At 43.1% G+C, this 20,674-nt stretch carries 23 protein-coding genes and 1 pseudogene; 7 read left to right on the plus strand and 17 right to left on the minus strand.

The window, feature by feature from the left end:
• Positions 1 to 54: 54 nt before the first annotated feature.
• Both JOJ89_RS11915 and JOJ89_RS11920 read right to left on the minus strand, forming a co-directional pair.
• The gene (locus tag JOJ89_RS11915) at positions 55 to 1,476 is read right to left on the minus strand and encodes an NAD-dependent succinate-semialdehyde dehydrogenase (RefSeq protein WP_203287506.1); all 1,422 of its coding nucleotides are present in this window, start codon (positions 1,474 to 1,476) and stop codon (positions 55 to 57) included.
• A 171-nt stretch (positions 1,477 to 1,647) separates the two neighbouring features.
• Positions 1,648 to 2,499, minus strand: a complete 852-nt coding sequence (locus tag JOJ89_RS11920) for a LysR family transcriptional regulator (RefSeq protein ID WP_203287508.1) — start codon at positions 2,497 to 2,499, stop codon at positions 1,648 to 1,650.
• Positions 2,500 to 2,644: 145 nt separating this feature from the next.
• Between JOJ89_RS11920 and JOJ89_RS11925 the strand changes: the two genes are divergently transcribed.
• Complete coding sequence (locus JOJ89_RS11925; RefSeq protein WP_029280555.1) at positions 2,645 to 3,310, plus strand: type 1 glutamine amidotransferase domain-containing protein; 666 nt, start codon at positions 2,645 to 2,647, stop codon at positions 3,308 to 3,310.
• Between the two features lie 115 nt (positions 3,311 to 3,425).
• Here the strand turns inward: JOJ89_RS11925 and JOJ89_RS11930 are convergent, their stop codons facing one another.
• The 4 genes from JOJ89_RS11930 to JOJ89_RS11945 all read right to left on the minus strand — a co-directional run bounded on the left by JOJ89_RS11930 (position 3,426) and on the right by JOJ89_RS11945 (position 6,840).
• A complete protein-coding gene (locus tag JOJ89_RS11930; RefSeq protein ID WP_203287510.1) occupies positions 3,426 to 4,436 on the minus strand; it encodes an ROK family transcriptional regulator in 1,011 nt (336 codons plus the stop codon).
• An 11-nt stretch (positions 4,437 to 4,447) separates the two neighbouring features.
• A complete protein-coding gene (locus JOJ89_RS11935) occupies positions 4,448 to 5,653 on the minus strand; it encodes an MFS transporter (RefSeq protein ID WP_203287512.1) in 1,206 nt (401 codons plus the stop codon).
• Entirely contained in the window at positions 5,650 to 6,249 is a 600-nt protein-coding gene (locus JOJ89_RS11940) for a DUF1349 domain-containing protein (protein ID WP_203287514.1), read from the minus strand. Before JOJ89_RS11940 ends, JOJ89_RS11935 begins: the two co-directional genes overlap by 4 nt.
• Before the next feature lie 159 nt (positions 6,250 to 6,408).
• Complete coding sequence (locus JOJ89_RS11945) at positions 6,409 to 6,840, minus strand: hypothetical protein (RefSeq protein ID WP_203287516.1); 432 nt, start codon at positions 6,838 to 6,840, stop codon at positions 6,409 to 6,411.
• 92 nt (positions 6,841 to 6,932) lie between these two features.
• On the opposite strand from JOJ89_RS11945, the gene JOJ89_RS11950 reads away from it, so the two are divergent.
• Positions 6,933 to 7,487: a TetR/AcrR family transcriptional regulator gene (locus tag JOJ89_RS11950; protein ID WP_029280547.1), complete on the plus strand. Its 555-nt coding sequence runs from the start codon at positions 6,933 to 6,935 to the stop codon at positions 7,485 to 7,487.
• A gap of 43 nt (positions 7,488 to 7,530) precedes the next feature.
• On the opposite strand, the gene JOJ89_RS11955 is transcribed toward JOJ89_RS11950, so the two are convergent.
• From JOJ89_RS11955 to JOJ89_RS11970, 4 genes are all read right to left on the minus strand, one after another.
• Positions 7,531 to 8,559, minus strand: coding sequence for an alpha/beta fold hydrolase (locus tag JOJ89_RS11955; protein WP_203287518.1), 1,029 nt, complete (start codon positions 8,557 to 8,559; stop codon positions 7,531 to 7,533).
• Positions 8,560 to 8,629: 70 nt separating this feature from the next.
• A complete protein-coding gene (locus JOJ89_RS11960; protein ID WP_203287520.1) occupies positions 8,630 to 9,082 on the minus strand; it encodes an NUDIX hydrolase in 453 nt (150 codons plus the stop codon).
• A gap of 61 nt (positions 9,083 to 9,143) precedes the next feature.
• The gene (locus tag JOJ89_RS11965) at positions 9,144 to 9,614 is read right to left on the minus strand and encodes an NUDIX hydrolase (RefSeq protein WP_481825257.1); all 471 of its coding nucleotides are present in this window, start codon (positions 9,612 to 9,614) and stop codon (positions 9,144 to 9,146) included.
• 102 nt (positions 9,615 to 9,716) lie between these two features.
• Positions 9,717 to 10,208, minus strand: a complete 492-nt coding sequence (locus JOJ89_RS11970; protein WP_203290333.1) for a lactoylglutathione lyase family protein — start codon at positions 10,206 to 10,208, stop codon at positions 9,717 to 9,719.
• Positions 10,209 to 10,340: 132 nt separating this feature from the next.
• Between JOJ89_RS11970 and JOJ89_RS11975 the strand changes: the two genes are divergently transcribed.
• Together JOJ89_RS11975 and JOJ89_RS11980 are read left to right on the plus strand one after the other, a co-directional pair.
• Positions 10,341 to 10,667, plus strand: coding sequence for a winged helix-turn-helix transcriptional regulator (locus tag JOJ89_RS11975; protein ID WP_203287522.1), 327 nt, complete (start codon positions 10,341 to 10,343; stop codon positions 10,665 to 10,667).
• Positions 10,668 to 10,680: 13 nt separating this feature from the next.
• Positions 10,681 to 10,833: a hypothetical protein gene (locus tag JOJ89_RS11980; protein ID WP_203287524.1), complete on the plus strand. Its 153-nt coding sequence runs from the start codon at positions 10,681 to 10,683 to the stop codon at positions 10,831 to 10,833.
• A gap of 84 nt (positions 10,834 to 10,917) precedes the next feature.
• Here the strand turns inward: JOJ89_RS11980 and JOJ89_RS11985 are convergent, their stop codons facing one another.
• The 3 genes from JOJ89_RS11985 to JOJ89_RS11995 all read right to left on the minus strand — a co-directional run bounded on the left by JOJ89_RS11985 (position 10,918) and on the right by JOJ89_RS11995 (position 12,549).
• Positions 10,918 to 11,361: a PaaI family thioesterase gene (locus JOJ89_RS11985; protein WP_203287526.1), complete on the minus strand. Its 444-nt coding sequence runs from the start codon at positions 11,359 to 11,361 to the stop codon at positions 10,918 to 10,920.
• A 131-nt stretch (positions 11,362 to 11,492) separates the two neighbouring features.
• Positions 11,493 to 12,062 (minus strand): hypothetical protein, encoded by a 570-nt coding sequence (locus tag JOJ89_RS11990; RefSeq protein ID WP_203287528.1) that lies wholly within the window; start codon positions 12,060 to 12,062, stop codon positions 11,493 to 11,495.
• 10 nt (positions 12,063 to 12,072) lie between these two features.
• Positions 12,073 to 12,549: a DUF2975 domain-containing protein gene (locus JOJ89_RS11995; protein ID WP_203287530.1), complete on the minus strand. Its 477-nt coding sequence runs from the start codon at positions 12,547 to 12,549 to the stop codon at positions 12,073 to 12,075.
• Positions 12,550 to 12,748: 199 nt separating this feature from the next.
• On the opposite strand from JOJ89_RS11995, the gene JOJ89_RS12000 reads away from it, so the two are divergent.
• Positions 12,749 to 13,468 carry a polysaccharide deacetylase family protein gene (locus tag JOJ89_RS12000; protein WP_203287532.1) on the plus strand — a complete coding sequence of 240 codons (720 nt, stop codon included), beginning with the start codon at positions 12,749 to 12,751 and terminating at the stop codon, positions 13,466 to 13,468.
• A 39-nt stretch (positions 13,469 to 13,507) separates the two neighbouring features.
• On the opposite strand, the gene JOJ89_RS12005 is transcribed toward JOJ89_RS12000, so the two are convergent.
• Positions 13,508 to 14,734 carry an MFS transporter gene (locus tag JOJ89_RS12005; protein ID WP_203287534.1) on the minus strand — a complete coding sequence of 409 codons (1,227 nt, stop codon included), beginning with the start codon at positions 14,732 to 14,734 and terminating at the stop codon, positions 13,508 to 13,510.
• A 183-nt stretch (positions 14,735 to 14,917) separates the two neighbouring features.
• Between JOJ89_RS12005 and JOJ89_RS12010 the strand changes: the two genes are divergently transcribed.
• Both JOJ89_RS12010 and JOJ89_RS12015 read left to right on the plus strand, forming a co-directional pair.
• Positions 14,918 to 15,709: a hypothetical protein gene (locus tag JOJ89_RS12010; RefSeq protein WP_203287536.1), complete on the plus strand. Its 792-nt coding sequence runs from the start codon at positions 14,918 to 14,920 to the stop codon at positions 15,707 to 15,709.
• A 189-nt stretch (positions 15,710 to 15,898) separates the two neighbouring features.
• Positions 15,899 to 16,357: a divergent PAP2 family protein gene (locus JOJ89_RS12015; protein ID WP_029280527.1), complete on the plus strand. Its 459-nt coding sequence runs from the start codon at positions 15,899 to 15,901 to the stop codon at positions 16,355 to 16,357.
• A 215-nt stretch (positions 16,358 to 16,572) separates the two neighbouring features.
• Here JOJ89_RS12015 and thrS read toward each other — a convergent pair.
• The 3 genes and pseudogenes from thrS to JOJ89_RS12030 form a co-directional block, all read right to left on the minus strand.
• A pseudogene (thrS, locus tag JOJ89_RS12020) lies at positions 16,573 to 18,243 on the minus strand (threonine--tRNA ligase); the annotation flags it as partial.
• A 923-nt stretch (positions 18,244 to 19,166) separates the two neighbouring features.
• The gene (locus JOJ89_RS12025; protein ID WP_203287547.1) at positions 19,167 to 19,790 is read right to left on the minus strand and encodes a hypothetical protein; all 624 of its coding nucleotides are present in this window, start codon (positions 19,788 to 19,790) and stop codon (positions 19,167 to 19,169) included.
• A 64-nt stretch (positions 19,791 to 19,854) separates the two neighbouring features.
• Complete coding sequence (locus JOJ89_RS12030; RefSeq protein WP_203287548.1) at positions 19,855 to 20,664, minus strand: alpha/beta fold hydrolase; 810 nt, start codon at positions 20,662 to 20,664, stop codon at positions 19,855 to 19,857.
• Positions 20,665 to 20,674: the final 10 nt, after the last annotated feature.

Below are 20,674 nucleotides of genomic sequence, written 5' to 3' on the forward strand. Positions count from 1 at the left end.
TTCCTCCAACGGGTATTTTTTAGTGATTGGCGTTGCATAAAACTTTGAGATTTTTTAAAAACCAAGCGATACATATTTTACTTCCAGATAATCATGGATGCCATGATCTCCGCCTTCACGGCCAAGTCCGCTTTCTTTATAGCCTCCAAACGGGGCCTGGGCTGTTGAAGGAGCACCGTCATTCACTCCGACAATTCCATATTCAAGCGAGCCTGACAGCTTCATGATTTCAGCAATGTTTTCTGTGAAAACGTATGCGGCAAGCCCATACGGCGTATGGTTCGCACGGCTGATTACCTCATCCATTGTTTTAAAGGTTGTAATCGGTGCAAGCGGGCCAAATGTTTCGTCATACATGCAGAGCATGTCATCTGTCACATTGCCAAGGATGGTTGCTTCGTGGAAAAAGCCTGCTGAGGATTTACTTGCTCCTCCTGTAAGCACAACAGCTCCTTTAGCGGTGGCATCTGCAATGTGTTCTTTTACTTTTTCAACTGCCTTCTGATTAATCAGCGGCCCAAGAGTTGTGCTTTTCTCCATGCCGTTGCCGGTACGCAGTTTTTTCACTTCCTCAACAAAACGGTTTGTAAACTCCTCTGCGACACGTTCATGTACGTAAAAGCGGTTGGCAGCAACACACGCCTGACCTCCATTTCGGAATTTAGAACTCATGGCCCCTTGCACAGCTTTATCAATGTCTGCATGTTCTGTCACAATAAACGGCGCATGTCCGCCAAGTTCCAGTGAAATTTTTTTCATGGTATCGGCAGCGTCTTTCATGATTTGCTTGCCAACAGGTGTAGATCCCGTAAATGTAATCTTTCTCACTCTGCTGTCTGCCTGCCACACACCGGTAATCTCTCTTGAACTACCTGTAAGGATATTGATGCCTCCTGCCGGAACGCCTGCCTGCTCAGCAAGTTCTACAAGTCGGATTGCTGTTAGAGGTGTTTCCTGTGACGGTTTGAGCAATACCGTATTTCCTGCTGCAAGTGCAGGAGCAAGCTTTCTTGTAATCATGGCAGCCGGGAAATTCCATGGTGTGATCGCAGCAACAACTCCGACAGCTTCCTTTTGCACGAGAATTCTCTTATTTTTAGAAGAAGCTGGGATGATTTCACCTTTTATCCGGGTTGCTTCTTCTGCGTAGAATTTTACATACTGATTGGCATAATCCACTTCTCCGAGAGCTTCATCAAACGGTTTGCCCTGTTCCATCGTCATAATCTCTGCTATCTCTTCCCTGTGCTCCGTTATGAGCTGATGCCATTTATATAAAACATTTGAACGGGTTTCTGCTGTTTCTTTTGACCATTTCAAAAAGGCTTCATAAGCTGCATCGGCTGCTTCAGCCGCCTCGGCTTCTCCGCTCAGAGGTACGCGGGCAAAGACTTCTTCAGTAGCTGGATTCGTCACTTCCATGTAATCAGAAGTGCTGAACCATTTGCCATTTATTAAATTGAATCCTTGTTTCATTTCGTTCATCTCCTTCGCTTGATTACACTCCCTATTAAACACCCGAAAAGCCTTCTTTTGTACTTCCAAGATATTTGAAGGGTAAAACAGAACGTTATGGCCCATTATTCCATGCGATGGTCTTTGCTGTTTTTAGGTGCCATTAAAAAGAGACGCCCCAATTGGAACGTCTCAGTCTTTCAAATAGTTTTTGATGATTTTACCTGTCTCTTTATTATTACTGATCAAAGAAATATGACGGTTTAACGCAATATCCCTGATTTCAACAGCTCTGATTTCAGGAGAGATCATCCCGGAGAATAGCTTTGGCAATAGGGCAATGCCAAGGTTTGCGGAAATGAACCCCAAAATACTCTGCCCGAACTCTATTTCTGAAGCCACGTTATACGGTTTTCCTTTTTCTTCAAAAGCTTTTTCAATAATAATCCTGCAGTCACACCCCTCAGGGAGAGATAAAAAGGATGCTCCTTCAATATCAGAAAACGTCACTTCTTTTTTCTCGGCGAGGGGGTGATCTTTATGAAAATAAAGCATAATCGGTTCGATAAAAAGCAGCTCCGAGAGAAAGTGATGCTCTACAAACCGGTCGTCCATTAAAATTCCGTCGTATACATTCTCTTTTAGTCCCGTCATTAAATCGGAGAAGGTGTGGGATGTTTTAATGCTGATTTTTTCTGCCCTGAAATTTTCAGACTGCCTGAATTTCTGAGGAAGAAACGAAGAAGCAATACTTGGCCACGAGCCGATGACGACCTGCTTCTCTTCATTAAGCTCAGCCAGTTCCCTGTGCGCTTTCTGCACTCTTTCTACAATCTCATTTCCCGCTTTTATTAAAAGCTCGCCTTCTTTTGTCAGGACCACGCCGCTTGCTGAACGGACAAAAAGCTGACAGCCGAAATATGATTCAAGGCTTCTGATCTGTTTACTCAAAGCAGGCTGGCTCATGTGCAGCTGTTCGCTGGCCTTTGTAAAGCTTTTCGTCTCAACGGTTTTTTGAAAGGCTTCAAGCCACTCAATTCTCATCTTCTCACTCCAGTCAAAACCTTTTGTTATCGCCGCATAACGATGCGGAAGTACTCCTCTTGCCGTTTACATTGTAAGCTAAGTTTGTGCTTAAAAATGAGCATTTTGCTCAAAACAAACGAATTTTATTTGAGGAGGAAATAGAATGGCAAACGTATTGATGGTTGTCTCAAATGCAATTAAAGTAAAATCCTATGAAACAGGGTACTGGTCTGAAGAATTTCACGTGCCTTTGAAGGCGCTTGAGGATGCAGGCCACAAAGTGACCATTGCTTCTCCTAAAGGCGGAGATGCTAAAGTGGACACATTCAGTTTGACTGACCAATGGGATCCACATGGCGTATCCAAAGCTTTTGAGGAGCTTGGACGCTGGAAAGAGACAAAACGTCTGTCAGATTTGAGCGGCAAAGACTTTGATGCTGTTGTTTTTGTAGGAGGCCACGGCCCGATGTTTGATGTTGCCTATGATGCCCATGCACACCGCATCATCAATGAAATCTATGATAATGGAGGCATTGTGGCAGCAGAATGCCATGCGCCTGCTGTCCTTGCATTCACGGTAAGACCTGATGGAACCTCGATTATCCAGGGCAAAAAAGTAACATCCTATCCTGATGTGTATGAGCCGGAAAATGTCCTGGAATTCCTTCCATACAGTGTGGAGCAGGAACTAAGCAAAGTAGCGGAGTATGTAAGTGATTTAGATTCTCCCCAGCTTGCCATTTGGGCTGATGACCAAATCATAACAAGCCGTGACCCGGTTTCTTCAGAAGCGATTGCAAATGAGCTCCTGAAAGCATTGGATAAATAATGAAAGATCTGCAAGAAAAGACGGGCATCTATGCTCGTCTTTTTTCGTTCTTATTAACTGATTCTTGCCATGCCGTTAGAGTATAATTCCCTTCTGCGTTCATTCTTTCATCCGATTATAGATCTGTTTCAATTCCAAGCAGATCGTTTCTCCCTTTTTCAAGTAATCCCTCGCTGTAGAGCTGATGATAGTCTGCAGAAAATTGGATTTCCGGGACGGCAACCTCCGGAATCCTCTGTTTACACGCATCAACAATATCCGGAATAAGTTTTCGGACTGATTCTTCTCCTGATAAGATAAGAGTTTCGGGATTCAGCATAATGGAGATAACAGAGATAAGATATGCAGCATTTTGAACAGTCTCTTCTTGTGTTTGAGGCTGTGTCATTTTATCCTGCAGCGTATCCCCCTCTCCAACCTGCAAAAATCCGACTTCGCCTGCGAAAGCAGAAAAGCCCCTCAGGATTCTTCCATTAATAAGAGAAGCAGCACCTGGACCGTCATCCGTAAAAATTAAAAGTGATGCATTTTTCGTTTTCTCGCCGTCAGCTCCAAGCACCCAGCCCTGCAGCATGGCATTCACATCACGTTCCACTGAAACCTGCACGCGGAATTCTTCTTCCAGGATCTTCTTTACATGCAGTCCCTGCAGATCATCATAGTAGTTCATATATTTGATTTCACCATCCATCACACCTGCCGGCACACCGATGGAGATGGCGTTCAAATTTGTGAACCTTGTTTTCATTTCATTTATAATGGCTTTTATCGTAGACAGGTAATCCTGTCCGATCATCCGCGCCTCTTTAAAAAGAACGTCTTTTTTTGCATCAGCGACTAAAATCCAAAAACGGGAATACTGAATATAAAGGACAAGGATTGTTCCATATTCGGGGTTGATTCCGTAAATAGAAGCCCGCCTGCCATTGCTTGATGAAGCCATTCCTGCATGCATAATCACGCCTTTTTCTTCCAGATCATCCAGCACTTTGCTCACAGTAGGAAAGCTGAGTCCAAGCTTTGAAGCCAAATCTTTTTTAATGAACGTATCCTGCTGCACAAGCTCTTTTAAAATAAGCTGTTCATTTGACCGTTTTATGAGATGTGATGAATCGTATGGCGGCATTTTTTCACCTCTTAAGTTAATTGATTTAATGTTTTTATAACGAGAGCAAGAGCTGCTACGCTGACTGCAGTAAACACCGGAATAAATTCAAGAGTCGTGCGGCTTGCGATATATCCGATCAGCGGAACAAATGTCAGCAGGCTGATGTAGGAAAAAGCCACTTGATAGCCAATGATTTTTTTCGCCTGCCCGCTTCCGTAGCGCTTTGACGTTTCATGCATCATGGCCGGATAGAGCGGAGCAAAGCCCAGGCCTAAAAGTATGATTCCCGTTCCATAAATCATCACGTTCTCCTGATAGAAAAAAGCTGCTGACCCGGCTGCAGAAATAGCCAGCCCAAGGACAATCAATTTTCGGTTTCCAAGTGCATCTGCAATAAACCCCATCAAAAACCGGCCAATCATGATGCTTCCGAAAAAGGCTCCTGCCAAAAATCCTGCAGCCGAAAGATCCAGCCCTCTGCTCTCAACCAGCAAAACGCTCAGCCAAAGACCAATACCGCCCTCTACAGCTACATAAATGATATAAGCCATTACAGATAGGTATGGAGCTATCCCACAGATCCAAGGTTTATCCTCTCTAATTTCTTCTTTTGCACCGCCTTGCCGTTTTTGCTTCCAAAAGGACAGGGTCATAAATAAAGACAGGGATAAACAAAAAATAACCACACCGATAAAGCCATACCCGGCCTTCCAGCTCCCAAATTGTGTGATGCCGATTGTCAGTATAACCGGGCTGAGTGTTGCACCGATCCCCCAGGAGCTGTGAAGCCAGTTCATGTGTTTAGAAGAAAGATTTTCAGCGGCATAGCTGTTCAGGCCGGCATCAACCGCCCCGGCTCCAAGACCGAGAGGAACCGCAAGCAGAAGAATCAGCCAGTACGATTCGCTTAAAGAAAAGCCAATGATGGCAAGTGCAGTCAGTGTACAGGAAACAGCAGTCACCCTGCCTGTTCCGTAGCGTGCCAAAATCTTCCCGTTTAAAAATCCTGATATAGCCGAACAAACCGTGATTGTCATCGTAATAAATCCTGCGTACTCAAGGGGCACACCAAAGTCCGCCCTCATTTGGTTCCAAGCCACCCCAAGCCCCGTATCAGGAAGGCCAAGTGCAATAAAGGACAAATATAAAAGCAAAAGAAACAAAAAGGCAGGTTTATGCTGGACGTTTTGGCTCATGATCTGATCTGGACATGCCCTCTTTTCCATTTGACTCATATATGATTCTCCTCTGACCAAACGGATGGTTCGAGCTTCATGCATGAGAAGACTGTCTGAAATGAAGAGTCTTTCGGACTGCAGGCATATAATCCAAACTGGATTTCATTTGACGCTCTGAATAGATGGGACATTCGAATCTGCCTGAACGATTTTCCGTCACGGGAAACTTCTGTGAGAAAGTCGTTTTGTTTTCTTGTCAGCCTGTACCACATAACCGTATCCTCATCTTTTTCTTCCTGAGAAATGACCCAGTCGGAATAGCCGTGATTTGTCACTACTGATCCAAGCAGCCATTCTCCTGATTTTCCTTTTTCTACTGATGCTTTCAGCCAGTTTTCCGAATCCATGAATACCATGATCCCGCTCTGGTCATAAAGTTCATTGCCGCTAAACTGAACTTTGACCGTAAAAGAAAATTCCTTTTCCCCAGTAGAAAACAGGTACGCATGCCCGTTATCAGTCCGGTAGCCGTAATTGGTGCGCTGCCAGAAATCCGTAAACGGCATGGACGTAAACGACAGGCTGTGATTGCTGATTTCAAACTCGTCAGGGGCATTAAGCCATTTTCCATCTTTTATGTTTAATGTAAGCATGGTAATCTCCTTTATTAAAAAAGTTATTAAAACCATTTTAATAACTGTTTAAGGAAATGTCAAAACAGCCGCTGGTTCTTTTCTGCCGGAAGCATCTATTTCTATAACAGCAATAAAAAAATGATCTATCCCTAAAAGAGACAGATCATTTTTTGGCCGTTAAACGAGCTTTATGCCACTCCGCCATGCTTCAATAAAGGCACATGCAAGGAATGTAAATGCCCCCCATAGAATCCAGGCTGCGCCAAGCCCGATCAGGCCATCATCTGTACCGTACAGCTGCGTTCCCCACGTAAGAACAATTCCGTCTAAAAAAGTAGCAGTTAATAAACCCAAGCTGACGCCGGGAATTATTTGCTCAGCCTTTAATTTTGCTGCTTTAATGATTAGCAGCACAGAAATCCAGGATACCGGCAAAGCTATAAGAAAAGAAAAGAAGCTGCCTGTTTTTCCAAACCAGCCGAAGCCTGAACCAAATCTTACGGCCATCGCTCCGCAAAACCAAAAAGCCATTCCAAGCAAGATCAAAATGAAGGTTTGCTGTTTAGTGAATAATCGCTGATTTTGACTGTTTTCTGTATTTACAATCAACCTGCTCATCTCCCCTGAATAAATTATGTAGCACTTGCTACATAATAAAAATGTAGCATATACTACACAAAAAAAGCAATGAGGAAAATGCAATGAAAAAAGGTGAACTTCGCAAGCAGACGCTTAAAAACAAATTGGCAGAATACATCCTGCATCATGGGCTTCAAACAGCAAGCCTGCGGAATCTGGCAGAGGCAGCAGAGACGAGCGACAGAATGCTGCTGCATTATTTTCATGATAAAGAACAGCTTCTCACAGAGGTTCTGACGCTCATATCCGATAATCTGATCACGATTCTAAAAAAAGCGCCAGCAGATCCCATGCCTTACAGCAAGCTGGTTCCTCATATGTACCATTTGATGAAAGAACCGGAAGTAAAACCATTTATGAGACTATGGCTTGAATTAATTGCGTTTGCGTCAAAAAAAGAAAATCCCTATTACTCGGTTGCAAGAATGATAGGAGAAGGCTTTAAGCACTACTTTGCTCTTCTTCTCGATGCGGAAGATGATGAACAAAAAGAACGGCTGGCAGCTTTGACACTGGTCACCGTTGAAGGAATTGCACTGCTTGATGCCATAGATTTTGACGCAAACATCGAAAAAGCAATTGAGAGCATTACTTCCAATAACGAAAAATATTTATAAAATGGAAAAAGGGTTTCTGCTTGGAGCAGAAACCCAGAACACACTAATTTTTAATTTTTTCAGCGACAGACAATATGGCTGCTACCAGCATTTCAGGCTGATCATGCATGATGGAATGGCTGCTGTCAGAGATTTTTATGAGTTCGCTGTTATTGGATAGTGAAGTTAGATTTTGCTGCGCTTCCAGCCATTTTTCCTCAAGTTTTTTTTCCTCCAGTTCTGTAAAGCCCATCGCTTTTGCCTGCATATCCGGCTTCTCAGGTGTAATGACTGCCAGAGGTTTATCTCTTAACAGCCTTGTTTCTGCAAGCCTTCTTTCAAGGATATTCATTTGCTTAATTTCTTCATTCATTACACTGAAGAATGGTACATCCCAGTGTACTTGAACATATTTCGCAGGAGAAAGAAATTCTGGTGCTTTATCTGAAAACATCTTCTCGCCTAACAGTCTGACGAGTCCAATCCTTGCGAGAAGGCCGTTCATTGTTTGGTCCTGAGTTTCAAAGAATACATCGTTGTAAGCTTCAGCCTGCTCGGCAAAAAATTCATTTCTGGCATCTACCAGCACCATGCCCGCTACTTTTTCCGGATATCTTTCTGCGAAATGCCTTGTATAAATGCCTCCTGCTGAATGTCCTATTAACAAAATGGGTCCCTTTATTTCTGTTTTTTCTAAGACAGTATATAAATCCTGAATAGTGGAGTCGACCGAAAAACCATCCTCTGGAGAATCACTATATCCGTATCCTGCACGGTCATAAGTAAGAACTTGGGTATATTTAGACAGCTCCTCTTGAATGTTCTTCCAGTCATATGACCATTGTCCGGCACCTGATTCGATGACAATCGCCGGCAGATCAGTCTTTTCTCCCCTGATCACTGTATGAATGGACCGATCCCCGATTTTAATCATTTGCCCATTCGAAGGATAATTGTTTTTTACCTGGCTATACCCATACCATTCATAAATTGAACCCATAATACAAACCAATAGAATGATTCCTGCCGCTGCAAAAGAAATTGCTTTAAGTATTTTGCGTTTTTGGGATCCGGTATCCTTCTTAGGGTTCATGACCCATCTCTCCTCGAATGTGTGTTTTTATAAAGGCATTCATCCTTGCAATAAGATGTTAATGGATTCATCATTTGCTTCGTATAAATGCTCTCAAAAATTTTACTATGTACGACGTTTTAATTGATTCCTTTACCATGCCTTCTGCAGACAGAAAGTCTCTGATTTGCCGTTTTCGGTTCGGTACCATAAGGAGCGGCAGTTGTTTCGGATCAAACCAGCCTGTCTGAGCTGTTTCTGGGCCGTGAGCGATCAGTTCACCACCTGCCTGTACAGCGGAATAAATATGCTGTATATCATTTTCATCAGACATATGATATTCACCTATTTTTGCTTCAATTTTAATGCAGCACCCTGTTTCCTCTTCTGCCTCTCTAACCGCACATTCCTCCAAGACTTCGCCCGCATCAACCCTTCCACCGGGCAAATCCCAGATTGGATAATCGCGGCGCTTAACTAATAAAATGTACCCTTCGTTATTTTTGATGATTGAAAAACATCCTGCTGTGGCAATTGAATTCAAAGCCCTCTTAACTCCTTCCAGTACTGAGCTTCAACATTATTATGCTGATGTGCTTTTTAACTCATTTAATGACTGGTGTCTTTGCACCTTGTACCCAATCTTTGATAAACGGAAGCTGATGCGGATTAAATTTATTTGGCAGGTCGTGTTTCTCTATAAAAACAACTCTCTTACTTTCATCATTTTGAGTTAAATGCCCCGAGAACTTCTTTGTAAAAAATATGACTTGTACGCTGTAAACCTTGTCGCCATTTTCATATTCTGCAAATCCGTTTTTTCCGGAATAAATGCCAAATAAATTCAGGTCTTCCAAGGTTAATCCTGTTTCCTCCCACACTTCTCTTTTGACAGTTTCTTCAAAGGTCTCTCCCAGTTCAAGCAATCCCCCGGGAATTCCCCATTCTGAATGATCTGTTCTTTGCTGAAGAAGGATTCTGCCTTTATCATCTTCAATAATGGCTCCGCATCCCACGGTTAATAACGTCTCGTTGCCGATTAAATTTCTCATCGTTTGAATATAGTTGCTCATCATTGATTCCTCTCAATTAGCATTTACACTTCCAATTTTAGCATAAATATCCATTTGTTCATTAAAAAAAGACACATCATACTAAATGATGTGCCTCAGTGCTGGTTAATAAGCTCCCTCTGAATAGGTCAGCTCATAGCTGTGTGTATAAATTTCAAAAATATTGCCGAACGGATCTTCCACATAAACCATTTTGAACGGCTTTTCCCCAGGATAGTATTCCCGGATCGGCATGCGCTGTTTCCCGCCATGTTCAATGATTTTCTGAACCATGCCCTCGATATCAGGATCCTGGATGCAGAAATGGAAGATGCCCGTTTTCCAGTATTCAAAATTGTTCTCAGGCTTTTCATTATGGGGAAACTCAAACAGTTCAATTCCAATTTTGTCTCCAGTTGAAAGATGGGCTATGCGGAATGTTTCCCACTCATTTCCGAAAACGTCCCTGCACATTTGTCCAATTGCAGAGTCATCGTTTTCTACTTTAGAAGGTTCCATTAGGACATACCATCCGAAAACCTCTGTATAAAATTTGACTGCCTTGTCCAGGTCAGGAACAGAAAGTCCGATATGTGAAAATGATCTTGGATACGTCAGCATTGATTAAATTCCTCCTCAATTGTACGATAAACTTTTGGTACAAGATTAGTGTAACGAAATACGCTGAATGATGTAAGTATGCACTTTTATGTCAGATACTATCATTGAGGTAAGAAAGGAAGAAGATAATTGGACACAAATAAAGGTAAATTAAAATGTTCTATTGAATATACACTAAATAAAATAGGAGGAAAATGGAAAACGGTCATCCTTTGGCATCTGGGCACTGATGGAACGCTAAGATACAGCGAAATCCAACGGCTTCTGACAGGTGTCACCCATAAAGTACTGAGCCGGCAGCTGAAGGAACTTGAAGATGATGGGTTTGTAGAGCGCAGGCAATATAATACAATGCCTCCGAAAGTGGAATATAGCCTCACTTCAAAAGGAGAAACGCTAATGCCGATCCTTCAGCACATGCATGTGTGGGGAAAAGAAAATTGGGACGCTGAATAGAGGAGTGATCACGATGGGATGGATTGTTGGATTACTGGCCGGAACATTAGGGCTGGCTTATTTCATTGACCGAAAAAGAACGAACAGAAAAACCGTATCTCATAATCCCGGTGAAGAGAAAAACTTTATGATGGGCGACAATCGTTATTCAGGCGGCGGAGAATAACAATTGCCGCCCATTGTTTATTTTAAGGTGTTTCAAAAAGTAAAAAAACAGCTCCTTTCTTCCGAGCTGTTTTAACTGCTGAATTTATCGCCGCACCCTTTTATTGCCGTCTTTTTCCCGTATGATCATACATGTACTTGTTGAATGAGCTACAAGACTTCCTTTTTCATCATAAATGTGGCACTCAAGCAATCCCATTGTTGATCCCTTTTTAATGAGCCTGCCTTCAGCTCGAAGTACTGTATCCCATACAGGCTTCAGAAAGTTTAACTTTAACTCTACCGTTGTAAATAATTCATCGTCGGCAAGCGTGCTTCCAAATGCATAACCCATAGCTGCATCTGCGATGTCACCTAACACTCCGCCGTGAAGAGTGCCCATTGGATTGTGGTGTCTCTCTTGAGCCTTCATTTCAATTGTTACTCTTCCTTCTTCCACACCTGTGATTTTAAAGCCGAGAAGCTGCGCAATGGGTGCATCCGGAATCTCACCCTTCATCATCTTTTTCAGGCCTTCTAACTGATTCATATAATCGCACCTTCCACTATCTAATACTTAATAATAAGGATAGATCAAAGAATATTTCAAGATTATTCTGTTATTTAACTTATAAATTTACAATTATACCAAAGACATCTATTAGTAATATCAATAGAAACCTATTTTTCCCCTGTTATCGGCACCCTTTTAAACCAGTATTCCAAAGACTCCATCGGCTCTTCCCTCACATGCGCATAATAGATCTCCAATTCCTCAGCCTTAACACCATCTGGCAAAGTAAATGAGAAATGAAAGTCTTTCTCTGTTTTCACATCATAGATTTGAGGCTCCAGTTCTGACAACCCTTCTCTTTTGATTGCATGCTCAACATCTTCAATGAGATATTTCCAGTCCATCTTGGTATGCATATCTGTCCGGCTGCGGGAAACCGTGCCCGCACTCTTATTTTCAGGAATATAGAAAATGAGATAATCGGTTGGAAAATGGTAGTAATCAAGTCTTTCTGACCAGCTTCCGCTTACATGCACCCTGCCGTTTTCGATGGATGTTTCAAAAATAAGTGAATCTGGCTTTACCCGATCAATGGAATGAAACAGAAAGAAACTGAAGAATAGGATGCAGATGACTATTGGACTGAACAGCAGGATTGCAGCCAGTTTGTTTTTCTTCCATTTGCGGATGCCGGTTACTAATAAAAGTATCAGTATTAAAGCTACTATCAGTGTCATTGTACAGCCCTCAAACTGTCATTTCATTTTCGTATTTACATTCGAGAGCATGGACTAACTGAGCATTAAGTACGTCTGCAAAAAAGCCAATTGAGAGTGAAACGAGAAAAATAGTACCCCCCACTAAGGCTAAACTAGGGTGAAGAATGCCAATGATTATAAAAAGCAGAATCCCTGCCGCATAAATGGAAGCAATCATCCAAGCGCACCCTTTAATTCTGCGGAGACCTGTTAAAGCTGCTTCTGAAAAAGCCTTCCTTTTCTCGATAAGCCTAAGTAAATGCACAGCCTGCTGCAAAGCGATGGCAAAAGGGATGACAGTCAAATAAATTCCAGCCAGTACGATCCCTTTTAAATAGGCAAACTCCGGAAATTGCTCAGCAGACAACTCAGCCAGACCAGGAAGCCAGAAAAAACTCAAACAAAAAACAGCCACCCCTACCAGGAGCACAGAAGCTTTCAAAAAAAGGATATATCCATTTTGCATAATGCACCTCATTCCAATGTTTTCCTATATATTACCCTGTTATTTATTGTAATTCAATAAATTTTTGTTGTTAAAACAAAAAAACAGCCAACTTCCATGAAAAAGAAAGCAGCTGTTTTATGGGATGAAAGCTTATGCATAAACACATCTCCTCAGTGAAAAATAAGGAAAAATCAACTAAATAGAGAAGGAGAAGTCCATGATTATCCTTTATATTCTTTTGGCATGTATTTCTATGCCCCAATCGATTGCCGGTGATTTAAATTTTTTGCAGACACATTCCTCAAATACTCATGAGAATTATCAACTAACAGAATTTTTCCATCATCAAAACCAGACTGCCATTTCCTACCCCCAGCTATCCGGTATGAAGGATTCTTATAAGCAGGAAAAATTAAATAAGAATATCAAAACCGATGCCTTAAAAGTCTTTCACTATTATCCTGATGGAGCCATGACGGATGGATTGACTTTAGACATCAAGCACACGATTAAAAGAATGGACCGTGAACTGCTGAGTATACAGTATGATGGACTCGGCAATGTATCGGGCACAGCCCACCCCTCTAATCATTTTTATACCTCAACGTACCTGCTGACTGATGGAGAGCGGGTAAAATTAGATCAGCTCGTAACTCTGAACGAGGCTTTTGCCGAAACGCTTAAGAAAAAAAGCAAGGCATTATCCCCTGCCATGGAGGGCTACCTTGATGGACTTTCGAATCAGGACCTGCTTGCTAAACTTCAAACCGCCGATCAGCTTGAAAGGATCGGAGAAAACAATCAGTCTGATGTTTTCAGCTATTGGACAGAAGATTCCTTAGGCATCAGCATCGGAGTAAGCCATGCACAGGGAGACCATGCGGAATTTGAAGTGAAAACGAAAGATATCATTCCTTTTTTGAAAAAACCTCTTTAGAGAAAAAAATTGGTTTTGACGTGTCAGGGCACTTTTCCATTAAGCATTAATTGTACGATTTGATTTTTCATCAAAATAAGTTGCCTTAGAGGGCATCATCACAGCAACAAGCAGACCTGCCGCAAACAGGACGCTTGCACCAGAAAAGACGAGACAGACTGTCTGCAGGGTGAACCATTCTGCTGCTAATCCTAATAGGAGCGTCAGGATAATTTGCACGATTCCCTGAAGCATATCAGCAGCGCTTCCAAACCTGCCCATAATGGCGACAGGGACATTCAGCTGAAAGAAAGTCGCATAGCCCGAATTGGCGAACGCCATAAAAAAGCCAAGAAAGACAAAGGAAAGAGTGGCTGTCATAAATCCGTTTGAGCTGTAGAAAAACAAATATCCAACATAAGTCATCAGCATGCCTGTCCCCATATAGAAGCCTAGCTTCATTTTGGAAGCAAGTGCTGCTGATGCGGCAGCGCCGGCGAGCGCACCTAGTCCTGTCAGACTGACGATTATTCCGTAATCCTGATCTGTCAGCTCAAGATGCTGCTTAATAAAGGTTGCCTCCTGAGAATCAAGGGCAAAGCCAATCAGCATGGCTGCCTGAAAGAAAACGTATACCGCCATAAAATAAGATGCCTTTTTTCCAAATTGAAAGACAGTCCTCCAGTCATCGACAATCGTTTGAAATCTGCCGCGTTTATTCGATTGATACGGTTCTTCCTCTAGCTCAGGCAGGAAAAAGAGAATAAATCCGCAGGCAATAAAGGACACGGCATTAATAAAAATGCAAATGTCAGTTCCAAAATGCATAATCAGAAACCCTGCAACTGCAGGACCGGTCAAAAAAGCTCCGGAGCTTGCCATTCCCATTATAGAATTAAATCTCTTTCTCTTTTCAGAAGGAATCATTTTCGTTATGTAAACAGAAGAACTTGGACCAAAAAAAGAACCTGCCATATTAATAAGCAGAACAGCCAGATAAATGAACCAAAGCGAATCCAAAAACGGGATGACAGCCACCATTCCGCCTCTGAAAACGTCAGTGTAAATCATCAGCTTCTTTTTATCCATCCGGTCAATAACACTGCCGGCCCATGTGTTTGTCATCAGCATGGCAATCGGCCTGATTATATAAAGTCCTGCAACCGCCGCCGCCGAACCTGTTAAGTTCAAGATGGATAAATTGATGGCAATCAGGTAGATCCAGCTGCCTAAATTTGATATGCCGATTCCTGAGATCAGCAGAGACGGCACTTTCCATGCATTCATTAACCCACCCCATATAAAAGAATTATGTAAAGATATCTTACCACTTTTCACCAGTCGTTTTTTCTTCAATTGTGAATCTTCTCCAAATTATAGAATTTTTTCAAACAATTCTTGCCGGCATTCTCAATCCCTTTTTTTCATTCAAAAGAGAAGGTACAATAGACCAAGAAAGGATGTGCTAAAATGGCTGTCGTTCTGCCGCATATTGAAGATGCCAACACAACGGGCTATATCCCTCCTGCTGGAGATTATGAAACATTTGAAAATGAAACGGATTATGAAGAAAAAGTAAAAGAATGGGGTCTTCGCGTAAAAAAAGAGTACTGGTATAAGGAACGTACACACCAGAGACTTGTTGCAATTAAAGGATACCAGTCTTCCGGTGCATCACATACAACGCTTGTCATCCAGTTTCAAGACGGCAATCTTTCGTGCATTCACCCGGCTTACTTGAAAGAAATGCAGTCGGGAAATTTCGGCAAGGAAGTAAAAGAGCCTGCTCCTGATGCTGCTCCTGCTATGAGGACAGAAGAAACGGCATTAAAGGCTCCTTCAGAACCTGCCGTGACACTTTCTGCCAAGCAGGCTGAACCCTCTGAAGAACCTAAAAAGCCTGCAGCTAAAAAAGCAAAGCAGCCAAAGCTCGCTCTGCCTGATGACAAGGTCCAATTTACGGCAAAAGTAAAGCAGCTGGCGCTCAGCTGGAATCATTTTAATGAAGAAAACGACGAAGTAGTGATACTTGAAGATGTAGTAATTGGAGGCGAAGATCCCCTTGAAGTCGGACTTGCCTGGTGCTCCCACAGCAAAACCCTGAAAAAATATGAGCTTGCAGCTGGTGACAGCCTGAACTTTAACGGGAAGATCGTCAAAAAAACATTGCCTAAAGGGAAAGATGTAGAAGATGAATCCATGCTGCTCGACGTTTCTGTACCTTACAAAATCAACAATCCGTCTAAAATCGTCAAAGACTGATCAGCGCACCATTATTGGTGTGCTTTTTCTTATTTTGCCTCCTCTGCAATGGCTGATTTTTCCCCGGAGAGCTTGAAATATTTCACCTCCATTTGCGGATACTAACGTTTAGAAAAGGACGCGAGGGGTATTTATGCTACATCAATGCTTCCGACTACTATTTCAAGAGGTGACGACAAAAAGATGAGCATGAATCGAGGAATCATAACAGCAGTTGGTGCGATAGCCATTGCACAGGGATTAAAAATATTCACCTACAAACGTCTTTCAGGAAAATGGGATGTGAAGCAAATTGTCACGACTGGCGGAATGCCGAGCTCCCACTCAGCAGGTGTAGCTGCTCTTTCCACTTATGTTGCAGCCAAAAATGGGACGACATCCATTGAAACCGCAATTGCCGTCATTTTCGGCATTATTGTCATGTATGATGCCCAGGGCATAAGGCGGCATACAGGCGAAATCGCCAAACTGATCAATGACATTGACGGAGAGATGGCCGTTATTTCAGAGCACCTTCCCGGACTTGGCCACATTAAGCGCGAAGAAGAACTGAAAGAGGTGCTTGGACATCAGCCTCTTGAAGTTGTTGGCGGAGGTATTTTAGGTGTGGTTCTTGGGTTAATCAGTGCAAAACTTGAGGATAATTAAGAGAGAGAGCAAATAGCTCTCTTTTCTTTTTGTGAAGAAAGATTTCGTAAAGAGAAAAACCTTACTTACATCGTTTACTTCCAACTACCACTGTTTTACTGCCAACTTTGGATTCTTTACTACCAACTTTCATTCGTTCACTGCCGACTTTTACCGAATAACTACCAGCTTCATTGGATTCGTTGCCATCCGGCTTCTGCTAAAGGATGATTATTTCAGCTCAATGCCCGCTTCTCAATCTTCTCCATGAGATGATCCACCAGCTGATCGATCTCCATCGACAGAGACTGTTTCTCCCCGTGTTTCCTGACATTAACACGTCCCGCACTCTTTTCCTGATCGCCCAGCACAATCATGTACGGCACCCTGCTTTTTTGTGCCTTTCTTATTTTATAGCCAAGCTTTTCCCCGCTTGCATCCAATTGAACGCGTATGCCCTTTTCTGCCAGCTTATTTTTGACTTCTTCTGCATAGCCCAGGTGTACTTCTGCAACTGGAAGAATCACAGCCTGAACCGGGGCAAGCCACAAAGGAAACACACCTGCAAAGTGCTCGATAAGAATACCAAGAAATCTGTCAAGAGAGCCTGCAATGGCGCGGTGAATGACAACTGGACGTTCTTTTTCATTTTTTTCGCTGATATAGCTGCAGTCAAACTTCACAGGCATCTGAAAATCAAGCTGCACTGTCGCACATTGATGACTTCTCTTCATGGCATCCTGGATGTGAAAATCAATCTTTGGTCCGTAAAAAGCTCCGTCGCCTTCATTTATGCGGTAAGGCATCCCCATTTCGTCCAGCACTCCTTGCAGTGCCGCTTCCGCATCCTGCCAAAGCTCATCATCTCCCATTGAATTTTCCGGTCTAGTTGAAAGCTCGACCGAATAGTCAAATCCAAGAGTACGGTAAACATAGTCAATCATCCCAAGTACGCTTTTTACTTCCTCCTGTATTTGATCCGGACGCACGAACAAATGAGCATCATCCTGACAAAAAGTCCGTACTCTCAGCAGGCCGTTTAAAGCCCCGCTGTACTCATGCCGGTGGACCTGCCCGAATTCCGCATATCTGACCGGCAGATCTCTGTAAGAAAAAAGCTGCTGGTTGAACATGATCATGTGTCCTGGACAATTCATAGGCTTCAGCGCAAATGTTTCTTCATCCACATTTGAAAAATACATATTTTCGTGATAATGATCCCAGTGGCCGGACTGTCTCCATAACCGCTCATTCATCATAAACGGGGAAGAAACCTCCTGATAGCCTGCTGCACCCTGAACCTCCCGGAGCAGCGACTGCAGCTCGTTGCGCATCATTTGACCGTTTGGCAGGAAAAAGGGCATGCCGGGTGCTTCTTCAGAAAACAGGAAAAGCTCCATCTCTTTACCAATCTTGCGGTGATCCCGCTTCTTTAATTCCTCCTGCTCTTTTTCAAACAAAACCATTTCTTTTCTGCTTGCAAATGCTGCACCGCTTATCCGCTGAAGCACATGTCCTGACTTGTCACCCTTCCAGTAGGAGCCAGCAACTGCGTGAAGTTTAAAGGCTTTAATGTCAGAGATGAAGAGGGATTCATTCGATATGTTCATATACTCCCCGTGCCTGCAGACGGACACACTCTCCCCGTCCATTTCACGCAGCTGCTCCGCTTTTAAAAACTCTCCCTTTTCAGAAAATAAATCTGCGGCGTCTTTTGGGGATAAAGAAATGCAATCCCACTTCTCTCCCTGATCTAAGATGCGTTCCATTTCCGCTTCAATGTCTTTCAGTTCTTTTTCTTTTATGCTGTGCGGAAGCAGAAACTCTGCATAAAAACCTTGCTGATGAGAAGCCTCGCCCCCAAGAACCGCTCCCGGATACAGTCTGCTGACTGCCCTTGCGAGAAGCTGTGCACTTGAATAATTGATGACCTCCTGATTTTTTTCCTTTTTCTGATTTTCCATCATAATCCCTTCTTTCGCAGAAATATAAAAAAGCGCACTCATCCCTATAGCAGGGACGAGCGCGCTTTACCCGTGGTTCCACCCAGATTCCTGATTCAGAAAAGCGTAAGTGCCCGTTCAGCTCCGACAGACAGATAAAAAATCCGGCAGAGGAGTTGGGCACTGAAGCTGGACAAAGATGCTAGATCATTTACCCATACTTCTCTAAAAACAGCTCCAGAGCTTTAACGCAGCGGCTGCGGCACGGCATTTCCTCCGTTCGGTTCAAAGGCGGTAAGTTCATGCTCCTGCGCCGGGAAATTCTCAGCCATCCTTCCCTCTCTGTTGCGCGGCGTTCATGCCTCGTGTCCTTTTCGAAACCTTTAAAATATAAAAAGCGCACTCATCCCTATGACAGGGACGAGCGCGCTTTGCCCGTGGTTCCACCCAGATTTCCGAACTAGAAAAGCGTAAGTGCCCGCATCGATGTGCAAACCTTTACCCAAACTTTCCCAAACAACGGCTCCAGAGCTTTAACGCAGCGGCTGCGGCACGGCATTTCCTCCGTGCGGTTCAAAGGCGGTAAGCACATTTTCCATGTTGGGAAGTTTCCAGCAGTCCTTCCCTCTCTGGCAACCGGTAAAAATGGCTCGTGTCCTTTTCATCACGTTTTCTAAATTAACATGATTTTACAATGTGAGTGAAATGATTTCAACTGTTTTTTTAGTTTATGTAAAAAATCTCTGATAAGTGATGAGAATTTTTCACTGAGCAACCAGTCTTTTCAGGTATGTTTTTCTGAGGTTCACTGCCCTTTTACAGGGAAATAACTCTCAACGATGGAAGTTTTTTTAAAAAAAGACGCATGTCTGCGTCATTTTTTCCGGCTAGGAAGCCAGATGCGTTTCAAAATTTTTATAAAGGATATATCGCTGAAGCCCTCTTGTCTGCTCGAATGCCATGGCGGCTCGCTCTTTGGCTTCGCTATTTTTTCCTTGTTTTTCTGCCATTTCTGCAAGAATGCTGTTTTTCATCCATCCCTCCGGCAGCCTGTCTGCATGGTCTTTGGCCTCTTTAAATTTTCTGCTTTCAGCTGCAATCAGTCCCTCATAATAGGTTCTGTAGACATGAGATTTAATCAGATGGACGTATTTTTTCGCTTCGGACGGCTCGTGTTTATATAAGGCATAAGTCGTTTGAATCAATGCCCGGCGCTCTGAGTTTTTGTATTTTGACTGAAATTTCCCCATAGCCTCTTCGGCTTCAGCATCCAGGTTGTTCGCCACTGCATAATAAAACTGATACATTGGATTACTCTGATGCTTGAGAATATAGGATTCAGACTTCCGGATATCCTTTGAAAACAGGACAGGACTTATCTGGACATACATGTACCACCCCATTGACAGAGTAAGCAGTAATCCGATCAGGTAAATAGGCGCTTCAAAAAATCCCATTAAAAAGCATCCGAGAAAGATAACCGTATAAAAAATGATGTGCTGTTTCAACATTGTGCCTCCCCTTTATGTACACTAGCTTCATCATAAAGTGTGACGGAAAGGGAAGCAATAGCATTTATTCCAAAAATCGAACGAGTTCCCGGTTGAACTTTTCCAGTTCATCATAGAAAAGGCCATGGCCGCTGTATTTAAACGGAATGAGTTCAGAATCAAGTATGCCTTTATGCATCAGCTCTGCGAAAATAAACGGGCATATATGATCTTTCATGCCATGGAAAATAGCTGTCGGAACGGTGATTTTCCCTAGATCCCCTCTCAAATCCTCATCACGGAGGGACTCGGCTGTCTGTGCCGTCCCATGTCCGGATGCATCAAGACCAAGGCTCTGGAACCAATTTTTAAAGCTTTCTGAGATGTACTTGGCGAAAAAAATCTGCCCGAATCCTGTCAGCATGTCCGGTCTGTCGGTATAGGTCTGCTGAATCAGTTTGGTGACTTCAGATTTAGCCATTCCTTGCGGATAGTCAGGCCGCTTTGTAAATGATGGAGCCGCTGCCCCAAAAAGGGCGAGCTTCCTGACCCTGTAACCTGAATGCCTCGCCATATACCGGATGGCAATGGCACCGCCCATTGAAAAACCGCCAAGCGTAATATCTTTTAGCTGGAGGATTTCAATGACGGCCTTAACGTCATCAGAAAGCCGGTCATAGGAATAACCGGTATAAGGTCTGTCTGACTTTCCAAATCCACGTAAGTCTATGAGAACGCACCTGAAACCAAGCTTAGGAAGCTGATCCAGCTGATATTCGTACATCCTGTGGTCAACCGGCCAGCCGTGGATCAAAAAAAGCACCTGGCCATCACTTGGCCCCACATCTTCAACGAAGATCTTTACAGCATCATCCGTCCCAATAAAATATCCCATATTTACTCCT

The sequence above is a fragment of the Metabacillus sp. cB07 genome, assembly GCF_016839225.1.
Taxonomy (GTDB): domain Bacteria; phylum Bacillota; class Bacilli; order Bacillales; family Bacillaceae; genus Bacillus_P; species Bacillus_P indicus.